This window comes from Streptomyces sp. NPDC032745 (genome assembly GCF_055579465.1).
Genome location: NZ_JBVING010000002.1, coordinates 325,601 through 341,786, shown reverse-complemented (window position 1 = coordinate 341,786; position 16,186 = coordinate 325,601). Strand labels below are relative to the sequence as shown.

The 16,186-nt window shown below is 74.8% G+C and carries 10 protein-coding genes; 6 read left to right on the top strand and 4 right to left on the bottom strand.

Annotated elements, in window-relative coordinates; all coding sequences use genetic code 11:
- Positions 1–151 precede the first annotated feature (151 nt).
- Both ACZ5WG_RS05855 and ACZ5WG_RS05850 read left to right on the top strand, forming a co-directional pair.
- A complete protein-coding gene (locus ACZ5WG_RS05855) occupies positions 152–2,512 on the top strand; it encodes an FHA domain-containing protein (protein ID WP_468720940.1) in 2,361 nt (786 codons plus the stop codon).
- 6 nt (positions 2,513–2,518) lie between these two features.
- Positions 2,519–3,214, top strand: a complete 696-nt coding sequence (locus ACZ5WG_RS05850) for a hypothetical protein (protein ID WP_468720939.1) — start codon at positions 2,519–2,521, stop codon at positions 3,212–3,214.
- A 45-nt stretch (positions 3,215–3,259) separates the two neighbouring features.
- On the opposite strand, the gene ACZ5WG_RS05845 is transcribed toward ACZ5WG_RS05850, so the two are convergent.
- Positions 3,260–4,549: a streptophobe family protein gene (locus ACZ5WG_RS05845; protein WP_468720937.1), complete on the bottom strand. Its 1,290-nt coding sequence runs from the start codon at positions 4,547–4,549 to the stop codon at positions 3,260–3,262.
- 231 nt (positions 4,550–4,780) lie between these two features.
- Here ACZ5WG_RS05845 and ACZ5WG_RS05840 point away from each other — a divergent pair, with 231 nt between their 5' ends.
- The gene (locus ACZ5WG_RS05840; RefSeq protein WP_468721454.1) at positions 4,781–6,172 is read left to right on the top strand and encodes a DUF6777 domain-containing protein; all 1,392 of its coding nucleotides are present in this window, start codon (positions 4,781–4,783) and stop codon (positions 6,170–6,172) included.
- Between the two features lie 75 nt (positions 6,173–6,247).
- A complete protein-coding gene (locus ACZ5WG_RS05835; protein WP_468720936.1) occupies positions 6,248–8,314 on the top strand; it encodes a SpoIIE family protein phosphatase in 2,067 nt (688 codons plus the stop codon).
- Between the two features lie 30 nt (positions 8,315–8,344).
- Here the strand turns inward: ACZ5WG_RS05835 and ACZ5WG_RS05830 are convergent, their stop codons facing one another.
- Positions 8,345–8,896, bottom strand: coding sequence for a DUF4328 domain-containing protein (locus ACZ5WG_RS05830; protein ID WP_468721452.1), 552 nt, complete (start codon positions 8,894–8,896; stop codon positions 8,345–8,347).
- A gap of 120 nt (positions 8,897–9,016) precedes the next feature.
- Here ACZ5WG_RS05830 and ACZ5WG_RS05825 point away from each other — a divergent pair, with 120 nt between their 5' ends.
- Together ACZ5WG_RS05825 and ACZ5WG_RS05820 are read left to right on the top strand one after the other, a co-directional pair.
- Positions 9,017–9,316: a pentapeptide repeat-containing protein gene (locus tag ACZ5WG_RS05825; RefSeq protein WP_468720935.1), complete on the top strand. Its 300-nt coding sequence runs from the start codon at positions 9,017–9,019 to the stop codon at positions 9,314–9,316.
- Positions 9,317–9,616: 300 nt separating this feature from the next.
- Positions 9,617–13,198: a phosphodiester glycosidase family protein gene (locus ACZ5WG_RS05820; RefSeq protein WP_468720934.1), complete on the top strand. Its 3,582-nt coding sequence runs from the start codon at positions 9,617–9,619 to the stop codon at positions 13,196–13,198.
- On the opposite strand, the gene ACZ5WG_RS05815 is transcribed toward ACZ5WG_RS05820, so the two are convergent.
- Positions 13,195–15,192: an ABC transporter permease gene (locus tag ACZ5WG_RS05815; protein WP_468720933.1), complete on the bottom strand. Its 1,998-nt coding sequence runs from the start codon at positions 15,190–15,192 to the stop codon at positions 13,195–13,197. The genes ACZ5WG_RS05820 and ACZ5WG_RS05815 overlap by 4 nt on opposite strands.
- A gap of 158 nt (positions 15,193–15,350) precedes the next feature.
- Entirely contained in the window at positions 15,351–16,157 is an 807-nt protein-coding gene (modA, locus tag ACZ5WG_RS05810) for a molybdate ABC transporter substrate-binding protein (RefSeq protein WP_468720931.1), read from the bottom strand.
- Between the last annotated feature and the right edge of the window lie 29 nt (positions 16,158–16,186).

The following is a 16,186-nucleotide window of genomic DNA, read 5'->3' as shown; positions in this document are numbered from 1 at the left end:
CGCGTCCCCCGTGTGTTCGGTTCCGACGCGTGAAGTGAAGCGCACCGTGACGCAATGGGCAAAGGCTGCAACGGGGACCGTTGTCATTACCCATAAGAGGCCGCTGACCTGTGGTTATGCTGGACCGGTCGGATCGTGGGAAAATCTGCTCATGGTCCAGCGCCCCGGTGTGCCGACCGCACCCGAGCTCGTTCTGGAAACCGACACGGGCTCCACCGCGATGAGCCCGGGCCGGACCTACCACGTCGGCCGGGACCCCCTGTGCGAAATCTGCCTCGACGACGCCCGCGTCTCCTGGCACCACGCGGTCCTGCGCCCCGACGGGGACCACTGGACCGTGGAGGACGAGCACAGCACCAACGGAACCTGGGTCGACGGCCACCGTGTCCACGAGTGGAGCATCGGCGTCGGCAGCGAGCTGCGCTTCGGCAACGCCTCCGACGGCCCGCGCGCCCGGTGCCTCGGCCCGGTCCCGGACGGCGGGGCCGCCGGCTCCAGGCCGTCCTCGGTGTCCACCCCGTCCCTGACCGGCACCTTCCGCCGCCCCACCACCGTGCGCCCGCTGCCCACCCGGACCGCCGTGCGCATCGGCCGCGCCCCCGACAGCGACCTCGTCATCGACGACCTCGTCGTCTCCCGCAGTCACGCCGAACTGCATGCCCTCGCCGACGGCGCGTACGAGATCATCGACCTCGGCAGCCACAACGGCACCTTCCTCAACGGCGCCCGCATCGAACGCGCCCCCGTCACCGAGGGCGACATCGTCGGCATCGGCCACACCGCCCTCTGCCTCGTAGGCGACCAGCTCCAGGAGTACCTCGACACCGGCGAGGTCTCCCTCGACGTCCAGGACCTCGCCGTCTCCGTCGACCGCGGCCGCAAGACCCTCCTCGACCACGTCTCCTTCCCCGTCGGCGCCAAATGCCTGCTCGCCGTCGTCGGCCCCAGCGGCGCCGGCAAGTCCACCCTCCTCGGAGCCCTCACCGGACTGCGCCCCGCCGACCACGGCAGCGTCCTGTACGACGGACGCGACCTCTACCGCGACTACGCCGAGCTGCGCAGCCGCATCGGCCTCGTCCCCCAGGACGACATCCTGCACGCGCAGCTCACCGTCCGCCGCGCCCTCGCCTATGCCGCCGAACTGCGCTTCCCGCAGGACACCGCACGGGCCGAGCGCCAGGCCCGGGTCGACGAGGTGATCGGTGAACTCGGCCTCGGGCAGCGCGCCGACCAGCCCATCCACAGCCTCTCCGGCGGCCAGCGCAAACGCGTCTCCGTCGCCCTGGAACTGCTGACCAAGCCCTCCCTGCTCTTCCTGGACGAGCCCACCTCCGGCCTCGACCCCGGCATGGACCGCTCCGTGATGCACATGCTGCGCGGCCTCGCCGACGACGGCCGCACCGTCATCGTCGTCACCCACAGCGTGCTCAGCCTCGACGTCTGCGACCGGCTGCTGGTCCTCGCCCCGGGCGGGCGCATCGCCTGGTTCGGGCCGCCCGAGGAGACCCTCGGCTACTTCGGGTTCGCCGAGTGGCCCGAGGCCTTCGAAGCCTTCGAGAACCAGCAGGGCCGGGACTGGGCGGGGGAGTACCGCACCTCCCCGCAGCACCGCACGTACGTACAGAACGCCACGCGGCAGCCCCGGCTCGACGAGGACCGGTCCGGGGCGGCCGGCTTCGCCGCCCCGCCGCCCAAGGCCCAGAGCTGGGGCTCCCAGCTCTCCACACTGGTCCGCCGCTACGCCGCCGCGCTCAGCGCCGACCGCACGTTCCTCGTCATCATGATCGCCCTGCCGTTCGTCATGGGCGCCATGACCCGGGCCCTGGCCGGCAGCTCCCTCACCAAGGAGACGGCGATCAACGCCCTGCTCATCCTGTGCGTCGGCGGCGTGCTGACGGGCGCCGCCAACGGCGTACGGGAACTGGTCAAGGAACGTGTCATCTACCAGCGCGAACGGGCCGTCGGCCTGTCCAGGTCCGCGTACCTGATGTCCAAGGTCGTGGTGCTCGGCGCCGTCACCGTGGCCCAGGCCGTGGTGATGACGCTCGTCGGCCTCTACGGAGTGAAGACCAACGCCCCCGGCGGCAAGGGGGTCTTCTTCGCGCCCCTCGCCGAAATCACCCTCGCCGTCGCCCTGCTGTCCTTCACCGCGATGATGCTCGGCCTGCTGGTCTCCGCCCTGGTCCGGAAGGAGGAGGTCACCATGCCGCTGCTGGTCCTCCTCGCCATCGTCCAGGTGGTCTTCTGCGGAGCACTGTTGCAGCTGAACGGCGTGCCGGTGATCGAGCAGCTGGCCTGGCTCGTTCCGTCCCGGTGGGCGCTCGGCGCCATGGCCGGCACCATCGACCTCGGCGCGATCGTGCCGGGGAAGCTCACCGACGATCCGCTGTTCGCACACAGCGCCGGGGTGTGGCTGCTCGATCTCGGGATGCTCGTGGGCCTGTCCGTACTGTTCGGAGTGCTGGTCCTGCGGCTGCTGCGCCGCCACGAGCCCACGATCATGCGAAAGTAGGCGTCGATGGCCAACCTGACCGGGCCCTTCGACTTCCAGCCCACGCACGTGGTCCCCCGTGAGGGGCTGCCCGCCTGGGAAGAGCCCGACGTCTCCAGGCCCACCGTGCCCCTGGACCCCTTCCTGCCCGTGCAACTCCTGTCCCGGCGCGGGGAATGGGGGGAGATCCTGTGCGCCAACGGGTGGTCCGCCTGGGTGGACGGACGGCTCCTGGTCGCCGTGCCCGAGCCACCGCCGACCGGCGGCCGGCCGATCGCGCACGCCGAGGAGGACCCGCTGCCACTGCTGGCACACGGCGCCGAGACCCTGCAGCGCTACCGGCAGGCCGCCCAGGAACTCGCCGCCGGGCGCACGGACAGCGAGGGCTTCCGGCGGGCGACCCAGGGTCTGCGGGTCGGGATCGTGGTCGACGACGAGGCCGTCTGGCTGTACGAAGAGGCCAGCGGCCGCTGGATGTACGGCGACGGGACCCGCCTCACGACGTACGCGGTCGGCACAGGACCGGGGGACTCGCCCGAGCCGGAGCCGCCGGCCCCGCAGACGGAACGCAGGGCATCGCCCGGCGCAAGGGTGGACACGGCAACGGCAGGCGGGCGGACACCCGGTGCACCCGGGCGCGAACCCGGCCGGGAACCAGGACGGGAGCCCGGACATGAAGGGCGCGAACCGACGCAGGTCGTGTCACCGCCGGAGGGTGCGTGAGCCCGGGCCGTACGAGGGATCGGCAGGCGGCGGGACGGGGTGAGCTCAGCGGGCGATGGTCTCGGGCGGCTTCTCGACGAGACCGCGGCGGTGCACCGGACGGGCCAGCAGGGCTCCGAGGAAGCCCGCGAGCGCGCCCCAGACGAGGGCGAGGCCCACGTTGCGCCACAGCTCGGGGCGCAGCTCCGTCTTCGCGCCGAGCCACCCGACGTCGCCGATGCCGAGCAGGGACAGCCCGAACCGGGCCTCGAGGGAGGTCAGCAGGCACACCGTCAGGGTGGCGAGGGCGAGGGCCACGCCCAGGTGGAGCGCGTGCTGCCAGGCCCGGACGTGCGCGGGGGAGCGTACGGCCGCCAGGAAGCCCGCGCCGAGCAGCAGCACGGCGGCTACGGCCACCAGCCACCAGGCCCGGGAGTCCTGCTGCGCGAGGGAGCCCACGTCGACCTGGGACAGGTCCGGCCCGCGCAGCACCTGGTCCAGCAGCTGCGGCATCGGCAGCCCGAACAGCCCCTCGACCCGGCCCTCCCAGGCCCCGCCGAGGCCCAGGGTGAGCGCGAGCCAGGCGAGGTTCGGCAGACCGAGCAGGATCACGGCGAAGGTCCGGGCCGCGTGGCCCTGTGTGAGGGCCACGACCACGCCGACACCGAGGCCGATGACGACGTACGCGAGGAGCAGCGCCACGGTGGCGAAGGCGGCGGGCCGCACCGCCGCGTGGAAGCGGACCAGCCGGGCCGGGAGCGGCGCCCGGCGCGAGATCAGCAGGGCGATGAGCAACAGGCCCAGGATCCACAGCAGTCCGAAGAAGAGGGTCGTGGGCACGGCGGCCCTGAAGCCGACCGTCGGGGAGGAGTCGAGGAGTTCGCCGAGTTCGGCGACGGGGGAGTCGCCGGCGGAGATGCCGAAGGTCTGGCGGGCGAGGAACGCGGTGCCGGTGAGGGCCAACAGCCACAGCAGTACCAACGGGACGGCACGGGCCGCAAGTTCGCCCGGCCGGGTCACCGCACGGTTGTGCAGGGGGCGCAGGAAGAGCGAGCCGGCCGTGAGGGCCCCGGCGAGGCTCACCGAGAGCGGGAGTACGGACAGGCTCGCGTGGGCGTCGGCCAGGAAGCCGGCCGCGCCGGTCACCTCGACGGATCCGCCGGCCGCCAGTACGACGACCGCCGCGACCACCCGGGGGAACGCCCCGTCGGGCAGATCGGTCGCGCCCGCGCAGGCCAGTCCCGCCGCGGCGACCGCGGCCATCACCGCGAAGCCCGCCACGACGGCGACGAGGGCGTCCCGCCATGCCCTCGCGGAGCCCCCGGGTAGCGAACTCGGTGCTGACGGACTGCTCACGCTGCCACCGTAGGCACGCTCGGCTTGCGGCCACCACCCGAGCGGCGCAGACAATGGTCCGCAGGAGTGCAGGAAATCCCGGCATCTCCGTGTCCGAGCCATCTCCGTGTCCGCGTCGCCTCCGTGTCCGAGCGGTGGAGGCGACGCAGGAGCCGGAACTCCTCCGCCCGGGAAGAAGGGCACGTGACCACGCAACCCTCCGGCCGGGAGCCGCAACAGCCGACGCAGTCCATACCCCCGTCGGCCGAGCGCCCCGCAGGTCCCCCTTCCGGCCCCCTCTCGGGCGGGCGGGAGGGGCCGCCGCCACCCCCGCCGCCGGCTCCGCCCGGAGGCACGCCACCGGGGCCACCGTCCGGCGGCCCCTGGTGGCGGTCCGTGCCCCGACTGGCCACCGCGCTCGTCGCGGTGGCCGCCGCGGTGGCCCTCGCCGTGGTCCTGACCCGGCCCAGCGGCACCTCCACCGCCGGCGGCGAGGTGTTCCTGCAGCCCGCGGCCGTGTCCGGCCCGGACCCGTTCACGGAGTCCACCGCCGCGAAGGAGGCCACCCCACCGCCGCAGACCACCACACCGCCTCCGCCGCAGAGCGCGGCGCCCACCACCGGCACCATCGTCACGCGCAGCGTCAGCGGCGCGGCTCCGGGCCTCTACGGCGGTACGAAGGCAACGGCCAGCTGCGACGTCGAGAAGCAGATCCAGGTGCTGACCGCCCAGCCCGCCAAGAACAGCGCGTTCGCCTCGGCGCTCGGCATCCAGCCGGGGACCGTACCCGGCTACCTGCGCTCGCTCACCCCGGTGCAGCTGGGCATGGACACCCGCGTCACCAACCACGGCTACCGCGACGGCAAGGCCACCGGCTACCAGGCGGTGCTGCAGGCCGGGACGGCGGTGCTGGTCGATGCCCGCGGGGTGCCGCGGGTGCGGTGCGCGTGCGGCAACCCGCTCGGGTCGCCGGTGGCGCTGAAGGGCAACCCGAAGCGGTCCGGTGAGCCGTGGAGCTCGTACCAGCCGAAGAACGTGGTCGCCGTCGCGCCGTCGGCGACCGTCGTCCAGAAGTTCGTCATCTACGACCGCCACGACCGGCACTGGTTCGAGCGCGACCGCGGCGACCACCGGGCCGAGCACGACAAGCCCGTGCCGCCGCCCGTGATCCCGAAGCCGCCGATCACGCCGGTGCCGCCGAGCCCGTCGGTCACGAAGGCCTCGCCGTCCCCGGCACAATCGCCGACGAAGACCGAGTTCCCTTCCGGGCGCCCCTCCGAGTCCCCGTCCGAGCCCGCGTCCAAGGCACCGCTCAAGCCCGAATCGCCGACGCCGACGCCGACCCCGACCTCGACGCCGACCCTGACGCCGACCCCGACGCCGAGGGAGTTCAAGGCGCCGTCCGGGTCCGTCACGCCGTCCGTCTCGCAGCCCGCCTCGGCGCCCGCGTCCTCGAAGGCGCCGGTGACCGCCTCCGCGTCCGTGTCCTCCGCGCCGGCGCCCCCGCCGAGCTCGGCGGAACCACCGTCTCCGGCTCCACCGTCCCCGGTGGCGCCGGAGCTGAAGCAGCGGAAGAACGAGCCCGGGGCTGACACGGACGCGACGACCCCGGCCGGCACCCCGACCCCGTCTCCCGCCACGTAGCGGCCCGGAGCCGGCGGCGACGCCGGGACCTGACGCGGGCGGGCATACGTGCGGGAACGGTGAGACCCTGGCTGCATGGCCGAAAGGGGAGCGAGCCCCGAGGTCGACTGGCCCGCGCAGCCGGACATGAGCCTCGCGCTCAATCGCATGGGCACTTTCGACTGGGACCTCGACAGTGGGCAGATGCATCTGGATCCCACCGCCCTCGAGGTCCTCGACCTGCGCCCGGAGGAGTTCAGCGGGACCCCGGAGGGGTTGCGCACGCGGGTGTCGCCCGGCGAGGAGGTCCGGCTCGACGCCCGGGTGGCGCAGGCGCTCAAGGACGGCCGCAGCCACTACGGGGCGTACGTCCGCACCCGGCGCCGCGACGGAACCCCGGCCTGGACCCACGTCCAGGGCCACATCCTGCGTGACGCGAACGGCCGCCCGTACCGGATCATCGGGATCCTGCGCGACGCGGCCCACGACCCCGGCGAGCCCGGCGCCGGCGGGGAGCAGGCGGAGGGGCGGCGCCGGATGACCGGTGTCGTCGAGCGGACCAGCGCCATCCTGGCCCACGCCCGCACCGTCAACGACGTGACCGACGTCCTGAAGGACCCCGAGGCCCTCGGCCATCTCGGCGCGGTCAGCGTGATGCTCGGCATCGTCGACGGCGGCCGCATCCACCTCGTCGCGGAGGGGCAGCTCGGCTCGTACGTCCCGGAGATCGAGTACACCCGCATCGACGCGCAGTTCCCGATGAGCGAGGCCGTACGGAACCTGCAGCCGGTGTTCCTCGGCTCGCGCGAGGAGTTCCAGCACCGCTACCCGGACCTCTGGCCGTACATCGAGCCGCTGGCCGTGCGCAGCGGCGTCTACCTGCCGCTGATCGCCCAGGGCCGCGCCATCGGCGCGCTCGGGCTGCTGTACCAGCGGGACGGTGATTTCACCGCAGAGGAGCGGAACCTGCTCGTCGCACTCGGCAGCGGCATCGCGCAGAGCCTCCAGCGCGCCATCCTGTTCGAGCAGGAGCACGACCTCGCGGAGGGCCTGCAGCGGGCCATGCTGCCGCGCCGGATCCCGGAGGTGCCGGGCGCGCGGATCGCCGTACGGTACCGGGCCGCCCGGATGGGGCGGGACATCGGCGGGGACTGGTACGACGTGATCCCGCTCGGCGAGGGCCGGGTCGGGGTGATGATCGGCGATGTGGAGGGGCACGACACGGACGCGGCGGCCGTCATGGGCCAGCTGCGGATCGTACTGCGGGCCTACGTCGCCGAGGGGCACACGCCCGGCACGGCCATGGCCCGGGCCTCGGCCTTCCTGCGGGAGCTCGAGACGGAACGTTTCGCCACCTGTACCTACGCCGAGGTGGACCTGAACACGGGCATGCTCCAGATGGTCCGCGCCGGCCACCTCGACCCGGTGGTGAGGCGCGGCAACGGCACCTGCCACCGGGTCCAGGTGGCGGGCGGACTCCCGCTCGGGCTACCCGCGCGCGAGCAGTCCGGAACCGGCTCCGGGTACCCCGTCACCAGCCTCGAACTGCACCCCGGCGACACCCTGGTGCTGTGCACCGACGGCCTGCTCGAACGGCCGGACGGCGACCACGAGGCCGGCATCCGCGAACTCATGGAAGCGGTCCACAGCGGCCCGGTCGACGTCGAGGAGCTCGCCGACGTCCTGTGCGACCTCGTCGGCGACGCGGGCGTCGGGGACGACATGGCCCTGCTCCTGCTGCGCCGCCGCGGCACCCCCACCCCGCGCGGTGGCGGCCCGCTGCGCCTGCGGCTCACCCCGGGCGACCCCGAGGGCCCGGCGATGGCCCGCCACCTGATCCGGGCTGCGGTGGCCGCCTGGGGCGCCGCGGAACGGGCCGACGAGATCGAACTGGCGGCGGACGAGCTGATGACCAACGTCCTCGTGCACACCGACGGCGGCGGCCACGTCAACGTGCGGCTGACCGCGGAGGGCCGGATCCGGATCGAGGTCGAGGACTCCAGCAGCGCCCTGCCGCACCGGCGCGAGGCGGGCGACTGGGCGGTGTCGGGGCGCGGCCTGCTGCTGGTGGACCAGCTCGCGGAGGAATGGGGCGTGGAGCCCCGGGGCGGCGGGAAGTGCGTGTGGTGTGAGTTCGCCGCCCCGGGGCACGCGGCGCCGTGAGGGACGCCCGGCGGGGTTCGGCCCGTGGGCTCAGACGGCCGCGTACGGGCCCTGCTCCGCCTTGGTGGTCTGCAGGGCCGTCAGCTTGCGGACGAAGACGATGGCGAGGACGGCGGCGCCGACCGTGAACAGGTCGGTGAAGATCCCCACGGCGGACGCCGCGCGCAGCGCCTCCGGGGTCTCGGCCCGCTTGTACATCTGGCCGAACACGCGGTCGAGCACCAGCGAGCCGACCCACAGCGCCCACCAGGCGTTCAGGGGCGCGGCGGAGACCTCGCGGTAGGAGCCGTCGGGCCCGCGCTGGGTGCTGGCGGCCCAGATCTGCTTCGCGATGCGCAACGGCAGGAAGAGGTTGCCGAACGGGATGAACCAGCTGCCGACGGCCCAGCCGCGGGTCTGCGAGAAGCCGTTGGGGTCGAAGATCTCGCCGTTCACGCGCACGCGGTGGAACCAGACGACGAAGACGACCGCCGTCGCCAGCAGCATCAGGAACTGGAGTACGCCGGCGATGCCGGTCAGGACGTCCCCCTGCTCGAGCGTGCTGTCGCCGACCTTCGCCGGGTCCGCGATCACGCTCTGCATGAGCGAGAAGACGTAACCGCTGATGCCGGCCGAGAACAGGTTGACCACGGCCGTGACCGACAGCAGCGCGGTGAGCGCGACCGCCAGGCCCCGCGGCGAGCGCAGCACATCGGTGGTGGGGTGAGGCCCCGGGTACCCCGCCGGGCCCGGGTACGGTCCGGCGGGGTACCCGGGCTGGGGCTGACCCGCGTACGGCTGACCCGCGTACGGCTGACCCGCGTACGGCTGACCGGCGTACGGCTGACCGGCGTACGGCTGACCGGGATAGGGCTGCGGGCCGGGGTACGGCTGAGCCGGGTACGGCTGCGGCGGTGCTTGCTGCGGGTACGGCTGCGCGGTGGGCGGCTGCTGCTCCGGCGACGGCGACGGCGACGGCGACGACGACGGCGACGGTGCGGCGGCGAGGGCCGGGGCCGGTGACGCGGCCGGGACTCCGGCCGGGGCCGGGGGCTGCGACGGGGGTGGAGTCGGCGGGCCCGGCGGCTCGTTGAAGGACATGCGGTGTGTACCCCCCACGGGAACATGCGACGAAGAAGCGGATGCCCTGCTGACCTGCGGCGGGACACGTCCGAACCATGCCAGCCCGGCATCCGGCCGCCAAATCCTTATCCGGGCCCGGAGCGGGAGCCCGCGCCCCACGTGACCGGGCGAATGGCTGAAACCGCGGGGCACGCACGGTCGTGCCCGCCCGGAGCGGGCCGAGTGGCCGATCCTGCCTGGGTGCTGAGCCTCCGTCCGCTGCTGCCCGTCCTGCTCGCCGTGGCCCTGGCCGGCCCCGCCGAGGCGTCCGCCGCCGCGCAGGCCGACGGCATCGAGACCGCCCGTACCGGCCGGCAGATCGCCCCCGGGATCCGCCTGGAGTCGTACGACCGGCTGGAGGCCGACCGCTGGCTGCGGATCGACGAGCTCCTCGTCGACCTCGGCGGGCGCGGCGGCGTCCGCGCCGAATACCTGGGCGGCCACGGACCGGCCACCGTCGCCGAGGCCGCCGCCCGCCATCCCGCAGGGCCGGGGCGGCGCGTCGTCGCCGCCGTGAACGGCGACTTCTTCGACATCCGCGGTACGGGCGCACCGCTCGGCACAGGCTTGGGCGGTGGCCGGCTACTGCACTCCGCGACCCCGGGGCCCGGCGCGGCCCCGGCTGTCGGATTCGGCGCCGACGGCCTCGGGCGGGTCCTGCGCATCGCACTCGACGGGAGCGTCACCCTGCCCGGCGGGGCGGTGCGCCCGCTCGCCGGGTACAACGCGGCCCGGCCGCCCGCCGAGGGCCTCGCCGCGTACACCGCCGACTGGCCGGGGACGGAACTGCCCGCCCTGGGCACCGCCGTGGCGGTCCGGGACGGCCGGGTCACGACGGCCGCCCCGCCGGTACGCAGCCCCGCCCGCCGGGAGCACCCCGCACCCGGCACCACCGTGCTGAGCGCCACCGGCGGTGCGGCAGCTGCCGAACTCGCCGCCCTGCGCCCCGGGGACGCCGTGGCCGTCGCCGCCCGGGCCCTCCCGGACGCCGGACCGGTCCCGGCAGCGGCCGTCGGCGGGCGCGAGGCCCTCGTCGTGGCCGGCGTCCCGCAGAACCACGACGGCGAACCGAACAACACCGCCGCCCCGCGCACGGCCGTCGGGTTCTCGCGCGACGGGCGGCGGCTGCGGATCCTCACGGTGGACGGCCGCCAGCGGGACAGCGGCGGTCTCACCCTGACCGCGCTGGGCGCCCTGATGCACCGGCTCGGCGCGTACGAGGCCCTGAACCTCGACGGCGGCGGCTCCTCGACCCTGCTCGCCGGCCTGAGCGGGGCGACGGCGCTCGCGCTGGAGAACTCCCCGTCGGACGGGCGGCTGCGGTCCGTGGCCAACGGGCTCGTCCTCACGGCCCCGGCGGGCTCCGGCCGGACCGCCGGCTACCGGGTCGAACCCGTCGGCGGCACCACGGAGGACCTCACCCGGGTCTTCCCCAGGCTCACCCGGACCCTCACGGCCACCGGGTACGACGCGCTGCTCGGCCTGGCGCAGGGCTCGCCGGTGTGGTCGGCCGACGGGGCCGGCACGGTCGACTCCGCCGGGGTGTTCCACGCCGTGCGCCCCGGCCGTGCGACGGCGCACGCCCGGCGCACGACGGCGCACGGCGCGCTCCCGCTCGAGGTCCTCGGCCCGCTGACCCGGATCCGGCCCACGCAGGCCCGGATCGGACTCGCGGAGCAGGGGGAGAGCGCGGGATTCAGGCTGACCGGGTACGACGCGCAGGGCGCGGCCGCCGTCGTGGAACCCCGCGACGTGGCCCTGGAGTTCGACCGGTCGCGGTGGCGCGTCACCGATGACGGACGCGGGGGCTTCACCGTCACCGCCCTCGTCCCACAGGCCACGGGCCGCCTCCGCGCGACGGTCCGGACGGGTGGGGCTCCCAGGGTTTTTGGGGCTGGCGGGGTCTCTGGGGCTGCCAGGGTTTTTGGGGCTGGCGGGGTCTCTGGGGCTCCCAGGGCTGTTGGGTCTTTTGGGGTCTACAGGGCTTCCGGGGCTTTTGGGGCTCCCGGGGCTCCCGGGGTCTCAGGGGCTTCCAGGGCTGGCGGGGTCTCCAGGGCTTCCGGAGCTAGCGGGGTCTCCGGGGCTTTTGTGGTCTCCGCGGCTTCTGGTGCTGCCAGAGCGCCTGGGCCCCCCGGGGCTGCCAGAGCACCCGGGCCCTCAGGCGGCGGGGTCTCCGGGGCTTCTGGTGCTGCCAGAGCGCCTGGGCCCCCCGGGGCTGCCAGAGCACCCGGGCCCTCAGGCGGCGGGGTCTCCGGGGCTGCTGGTGCTGCCAGAGCGCCTGGGTCCCCCGGGGCTGCCAGAGCACCCGGGCCCTCAGGCGGCGGGGTCTCCGGGGCTTCTGGTGCTGCCAGAGCGCCCGGGCCCCCCGGGGCTGCCAGAGCGCCCGGGCCCTCAGGGGTATCCGGAACGCCCGGGTCTTCCGGGGCTGCCAAGGCCTTTGGGGCGCCCAGGCCTCCCGGCCATGCAGGATCTCCCGGAGGCTCTGATGCTGCCTCCGGTCCACGCGGCACTGCGGGTACGCCTGATCGCGCGGGCAGGCCCGGTGCCGCTGGCAGGCTTGGTGCCGCCGGCAGGCTCGGCGGCGCCGGCAGGCTCGGCGGCGCCGGCAGGCTTGCTGCCGCCGACATGCCCGGCGGGGCCGACATGCCCGGCGGGGCCGTCACGCCCGGCGGGGCCGGCAGGCCCGGCGGGGCCGGCAGGCCCGGCGGGGCCGTCATGCCCGGCGGCGCCGGGACGCTCGGCGTCGTAGGCGCGCCCGATACCGCCGGCGTGCCCGGCGCCGCCTCCGGCCTCACCGTCGAACTCCCCCTGGGCGTCGGGCTGGTGACGCTCCCGCTCACCGATCTGGCCGACGTGGCCGACTGGACCGGACCGGGCGCCTCCGCGGCCGAGGGGCACCCCGGTGCGGGGCTCGCCCTGGACCTGCGCGGGCCCGCCGCCCAGGGCAGCGCCGCACCGCCCCGGCCCCTCCCCGTCCCGGAGCTCGCCCGTTCGCTCACGCTCTGGGTCGGCGGCGACGGCTCGGGGGCCCGGCCCGCGGTGGAGCTGGCCGACGCCGACGGGGCCGCCGTCACGGTGCGCGGGCCCGCCGTGGACTGGACCGGCTGGCGGGAGCTCACCCTTGCGCTCCCGGCAACCGCCGAGCCGCCGCTCAGCGTGACCCGGCTTTCGGCGGTCGGGGGGACGGGCCCCGGACGGCTGGCCTTCGACTCGCTCGGCGCCCGGACCCCGCCCACGGGGCCCGCCGCAGTGCCCGTGGTCCGGGATCCGATCGTGGCCACCGAGTCCGGGGTCCGGGCGCGGCCCTGGCGGTTCGCCGTCGAGCCGGCCGGGGGGAGCGGGGCGGGGACCGCGGACGCGGGGGCCGACTTCGTGCTGACCGGCGCCGACCGCCCGGAGTTCGTGCACCGCGGCGTACGGTTTCTGCCGCTCGACACCACCAGGCCCACCTTGGGCGGCGGCGGTCTGTACCGGATGCGGGCCCTGCACAGGGCTCTGGCGGCCGCCGCCCGGGATCCGGCCACGGGCGCGCTGGCCGTCGTACAGGCGGACGCGCCGGACACCGTCGACCGCAAGGAAACGGCCCTGACGGCGCACCTGCTCGCCGATTTCCGGCGCACCACCGGGAAGCGGGCCGCCGTGATCACCCTCGGCGCCCCGGCCTTCACGGCCGGCCGCTCCGAGGGCGTGCTGTCCGTCGCGGCACCGCGCACCGGACGGACCCTGGTGGGCGTGGACGCCTTCGCCCCGGGGGACTGGATCGCCGTTCGGCAGACCTTCTAGAGCTCCACCAGCGTGACCTCGGTCGCCTTCACGCTGGTCCACACCTTCGAACCGTCGGCCAGGCCCAGTTCGGCCGCGGCCTCCGGGGTGATCTCCGCGACCAGGTCGGGGGCCTCCGCCGAGCCGACGAGCACGCGCAGCCGGCTGCCGACCGCGGTGATCTCCCGTACGGAGCCCTGCCAGACGTTGCGCGGACTGCCCGCCGGGCGGTCGCGGTGCACGGACACCGCCTCGGGGCCGATGATCGCCAGCGCCCGGGACCCCTCGGGCAGCGCCTCCGCCGCCACCAGCCGGCCCCCGGCGGCGAGTACGAGCCCGTCGGCCGACGCCGTGCCGGGCCAGGCGTTGCGGCCGAGCATCCGGGCCACCCAGGGGGAGCGGGGGTGGCGGGTGACCTCGGAGGGCGGGGCGTCCTGGAGGGTGCGCCCGTCGGCGAGCACGAGGACCCGGTCGGCCAGCGACACCGCCTCGACGGGGTCGTGCGTGACGATGAGGCAGACCCCGCCGAAACCGGCCAGGTGCGTGCGCAGGGTGTGCCGCACATGCGCCCGGGTGGTCTGGTCGAGGGCGGCGAGCGGCTCGTCGAGGAGCAGCAGGCGGGGCCGGGCGGCCAGGGCGCGGGCCAGGGCGACGCGCTGGGCCTGGCCTCCGGACAGCTGGGCGGGCTTGCGGTGGGCGAGGTGGCCGACGCCGAGCCGGTCCAGCCACTGCTGCGCCTCGCGGCGGGCCTCGGCGCGCGGCACCCGGCGGGCACGCAGCCCGTACGCGGTGTTGGCCAGCGCGTTCAGGTGCGGGAACAGTGCGCCGTCCTGCGGTACCCAGGCCACCTGGCGGTTGTGCGGGGCCAGCGCGGTGACGTCGGCGTCGCCGAGCCGGAGTTCGGCGTGGGCGCGCGGGGTGAGGCCGAGGAGGGCGCGCAGCAGGGTGGTCTTGCCGGCGCCGTTCTCGCCGACGACGGCGATGGTGGTGCCGGGTTCGGCGTCGAGGGTGAGCTCGTTGAAGCCGGTGACGACGGCGTGCAGGGGCCAGCGGCCGTCGTCGTGGGGGGCGCCGGGCGGGCCGGAGGCCAGGTCGCCGGCGGCGGGCTCCTCGGAGGCCGGACCGGCCGGTACCGGGGCTGTCGGCGTCCGCTCGGCCTCGAGGACCGCGGCGGCCGCCTCGTCCGACAGCTGCGGAGCCTCTGCGGGCGTACGGGCGACCGGGGTGCCGGTCCAGCGGCCGCGCAGGGCGATCAGTACCGCCATGGCGATCACGAGCAGCAGCAGGGACACGGAGGTGGCGGCTTCAGGCTGGTCCTGGAGCAGCAGGTAGACCTGGAGCGGCAGTGTCTGGGTGGTGCCGGGCAGGTTGCCGGCGAAGGTGATCGTCGCGCCGAACTCGCCCAGCGCACGGGCCCAGGTGAGCGCGGCGCCCGCGATCAGGCCGGGCGCCACCATCGGCAGCGTCACGGTGAAGAACACCCGCACCGGCGAGGCGCCGAGGGAGGCGGCGGTCTCCTCGTAGCTCTGCTTGAGCCCGCCGAGCGCGCCCTCCAGGCTGATCACGAGGAACGGCATGGCGACGAAGGTGGCCGCGACGACGGCGCCTGACGTGTGGAAGGGCAGCGTGATGCCGAACGTGCCCTCGAGCCAGGGCCCGAGCAGTCCGCGCCGGCCGAAGCCCAGCAGCAGCGCCACACCGCCGACGGTGGGTGGAAGCACCATCGGGAGCAGCACCAGCGAGCGGACGAAGGCCTTGCCCTTGAACGGGACACGGGCCAGCAGCCAGGCGAGCGGCACGCCGAGGACGAGCGAGAGACCGAGGGCCCACAGGGACACGAGCAGCGAGAGGCGCAGGGCCTCGACCACACCGGGGCTGGTGAGGTGGGCGCCGACTTCGCCCCACTCGGTGCGGGTGAGGATGCCGATGAGGGGCAGCAGCAGGAACGCGACGGCGAGCAGCGCGGGGAGCGCCAGGGTCACGGGGGGCCGGGTGCGGGTGCGGTGTCTGCTCATGTGGATTCCTGGCTGGAGCCTACGGGGGACGGGTACGGGGGGCCTGGCGGGCGAGACGCCGAAAGGGACCGCCTGTCCCCCCGGACCAGGCAGTCCCTTTCGATCATTTGCGGCTGCGGCTGCGGCTGCGGCTGCTGCTTCTGTTGCCGCGGCGCCGGTTACGCCTTCTGGAAGCCCGCGTCCTGGAGGATCTTCTGCGCCTCGGGGGTGCTCAGCCAGGCCACGAACGCGGCGGCGGCGTCGGCGTTCTTGGACGCCTTGAGGGCGGCGGCCGGGTAGGAGGCCACGGCGTTCTCGGCGTCCGGGATGTCCACGACGGAGACCTTGTCACCGGACTTGAGGGTGTCGGTCTTGTAGACGAGGCCGGCGTCGGCCTCACCGAGCTCGACCTTGCTCAGCACGGCGCGGACGTTGGGCTCCTGGGAGACCGGCTTCACCTCGATCTTCTGGGCGTCGAGGATCTGCTTGCTGTAGCGGCCGACCGGGACCTCGGGCGCGGCGAGCACGACCTTGATCTTGCTGTCGGCCAGGTCCTTCAGCTCGTCGACCTTGAACGGGTTGCCCTTGCCGGCCGCGATGACCAGGCGGTTCTTGGCGATGATCGACGCGTCGCCGGTCTCGGCCTTGAGGCCGTCCATCGTCTTGGTGTCGGCGGTGACCAGCGCGTCGGCCGGGGCTCCCTGCTTCACCTGGGCGGCGAGCTCCTGGGAACCGGCGAAGGAGAAGGTGATCTTCGTGCCCGGGTGCGCCTTCTCGTACGCGGCACCCGCGGTCTTGAAGACGTCGGTGAGGGAGGAGGCGGCGAGGACGGTGAGGTTCGCGGCCTTGGGCTCGGCGGAAGCCGGAGCGCCGGCGTCGGCGGCGGCCTTCTTGTCGCTGCTGCCGCAGGCGGACAGCGCGGGTACGAGGAGGGCGGCGGTCAGCGCGGCGGCAACGGCGCTGCGGCGGTTCAGGATCGGGGACATGAGCGGGTGCTCCTCGGTCGGGTCGGCGG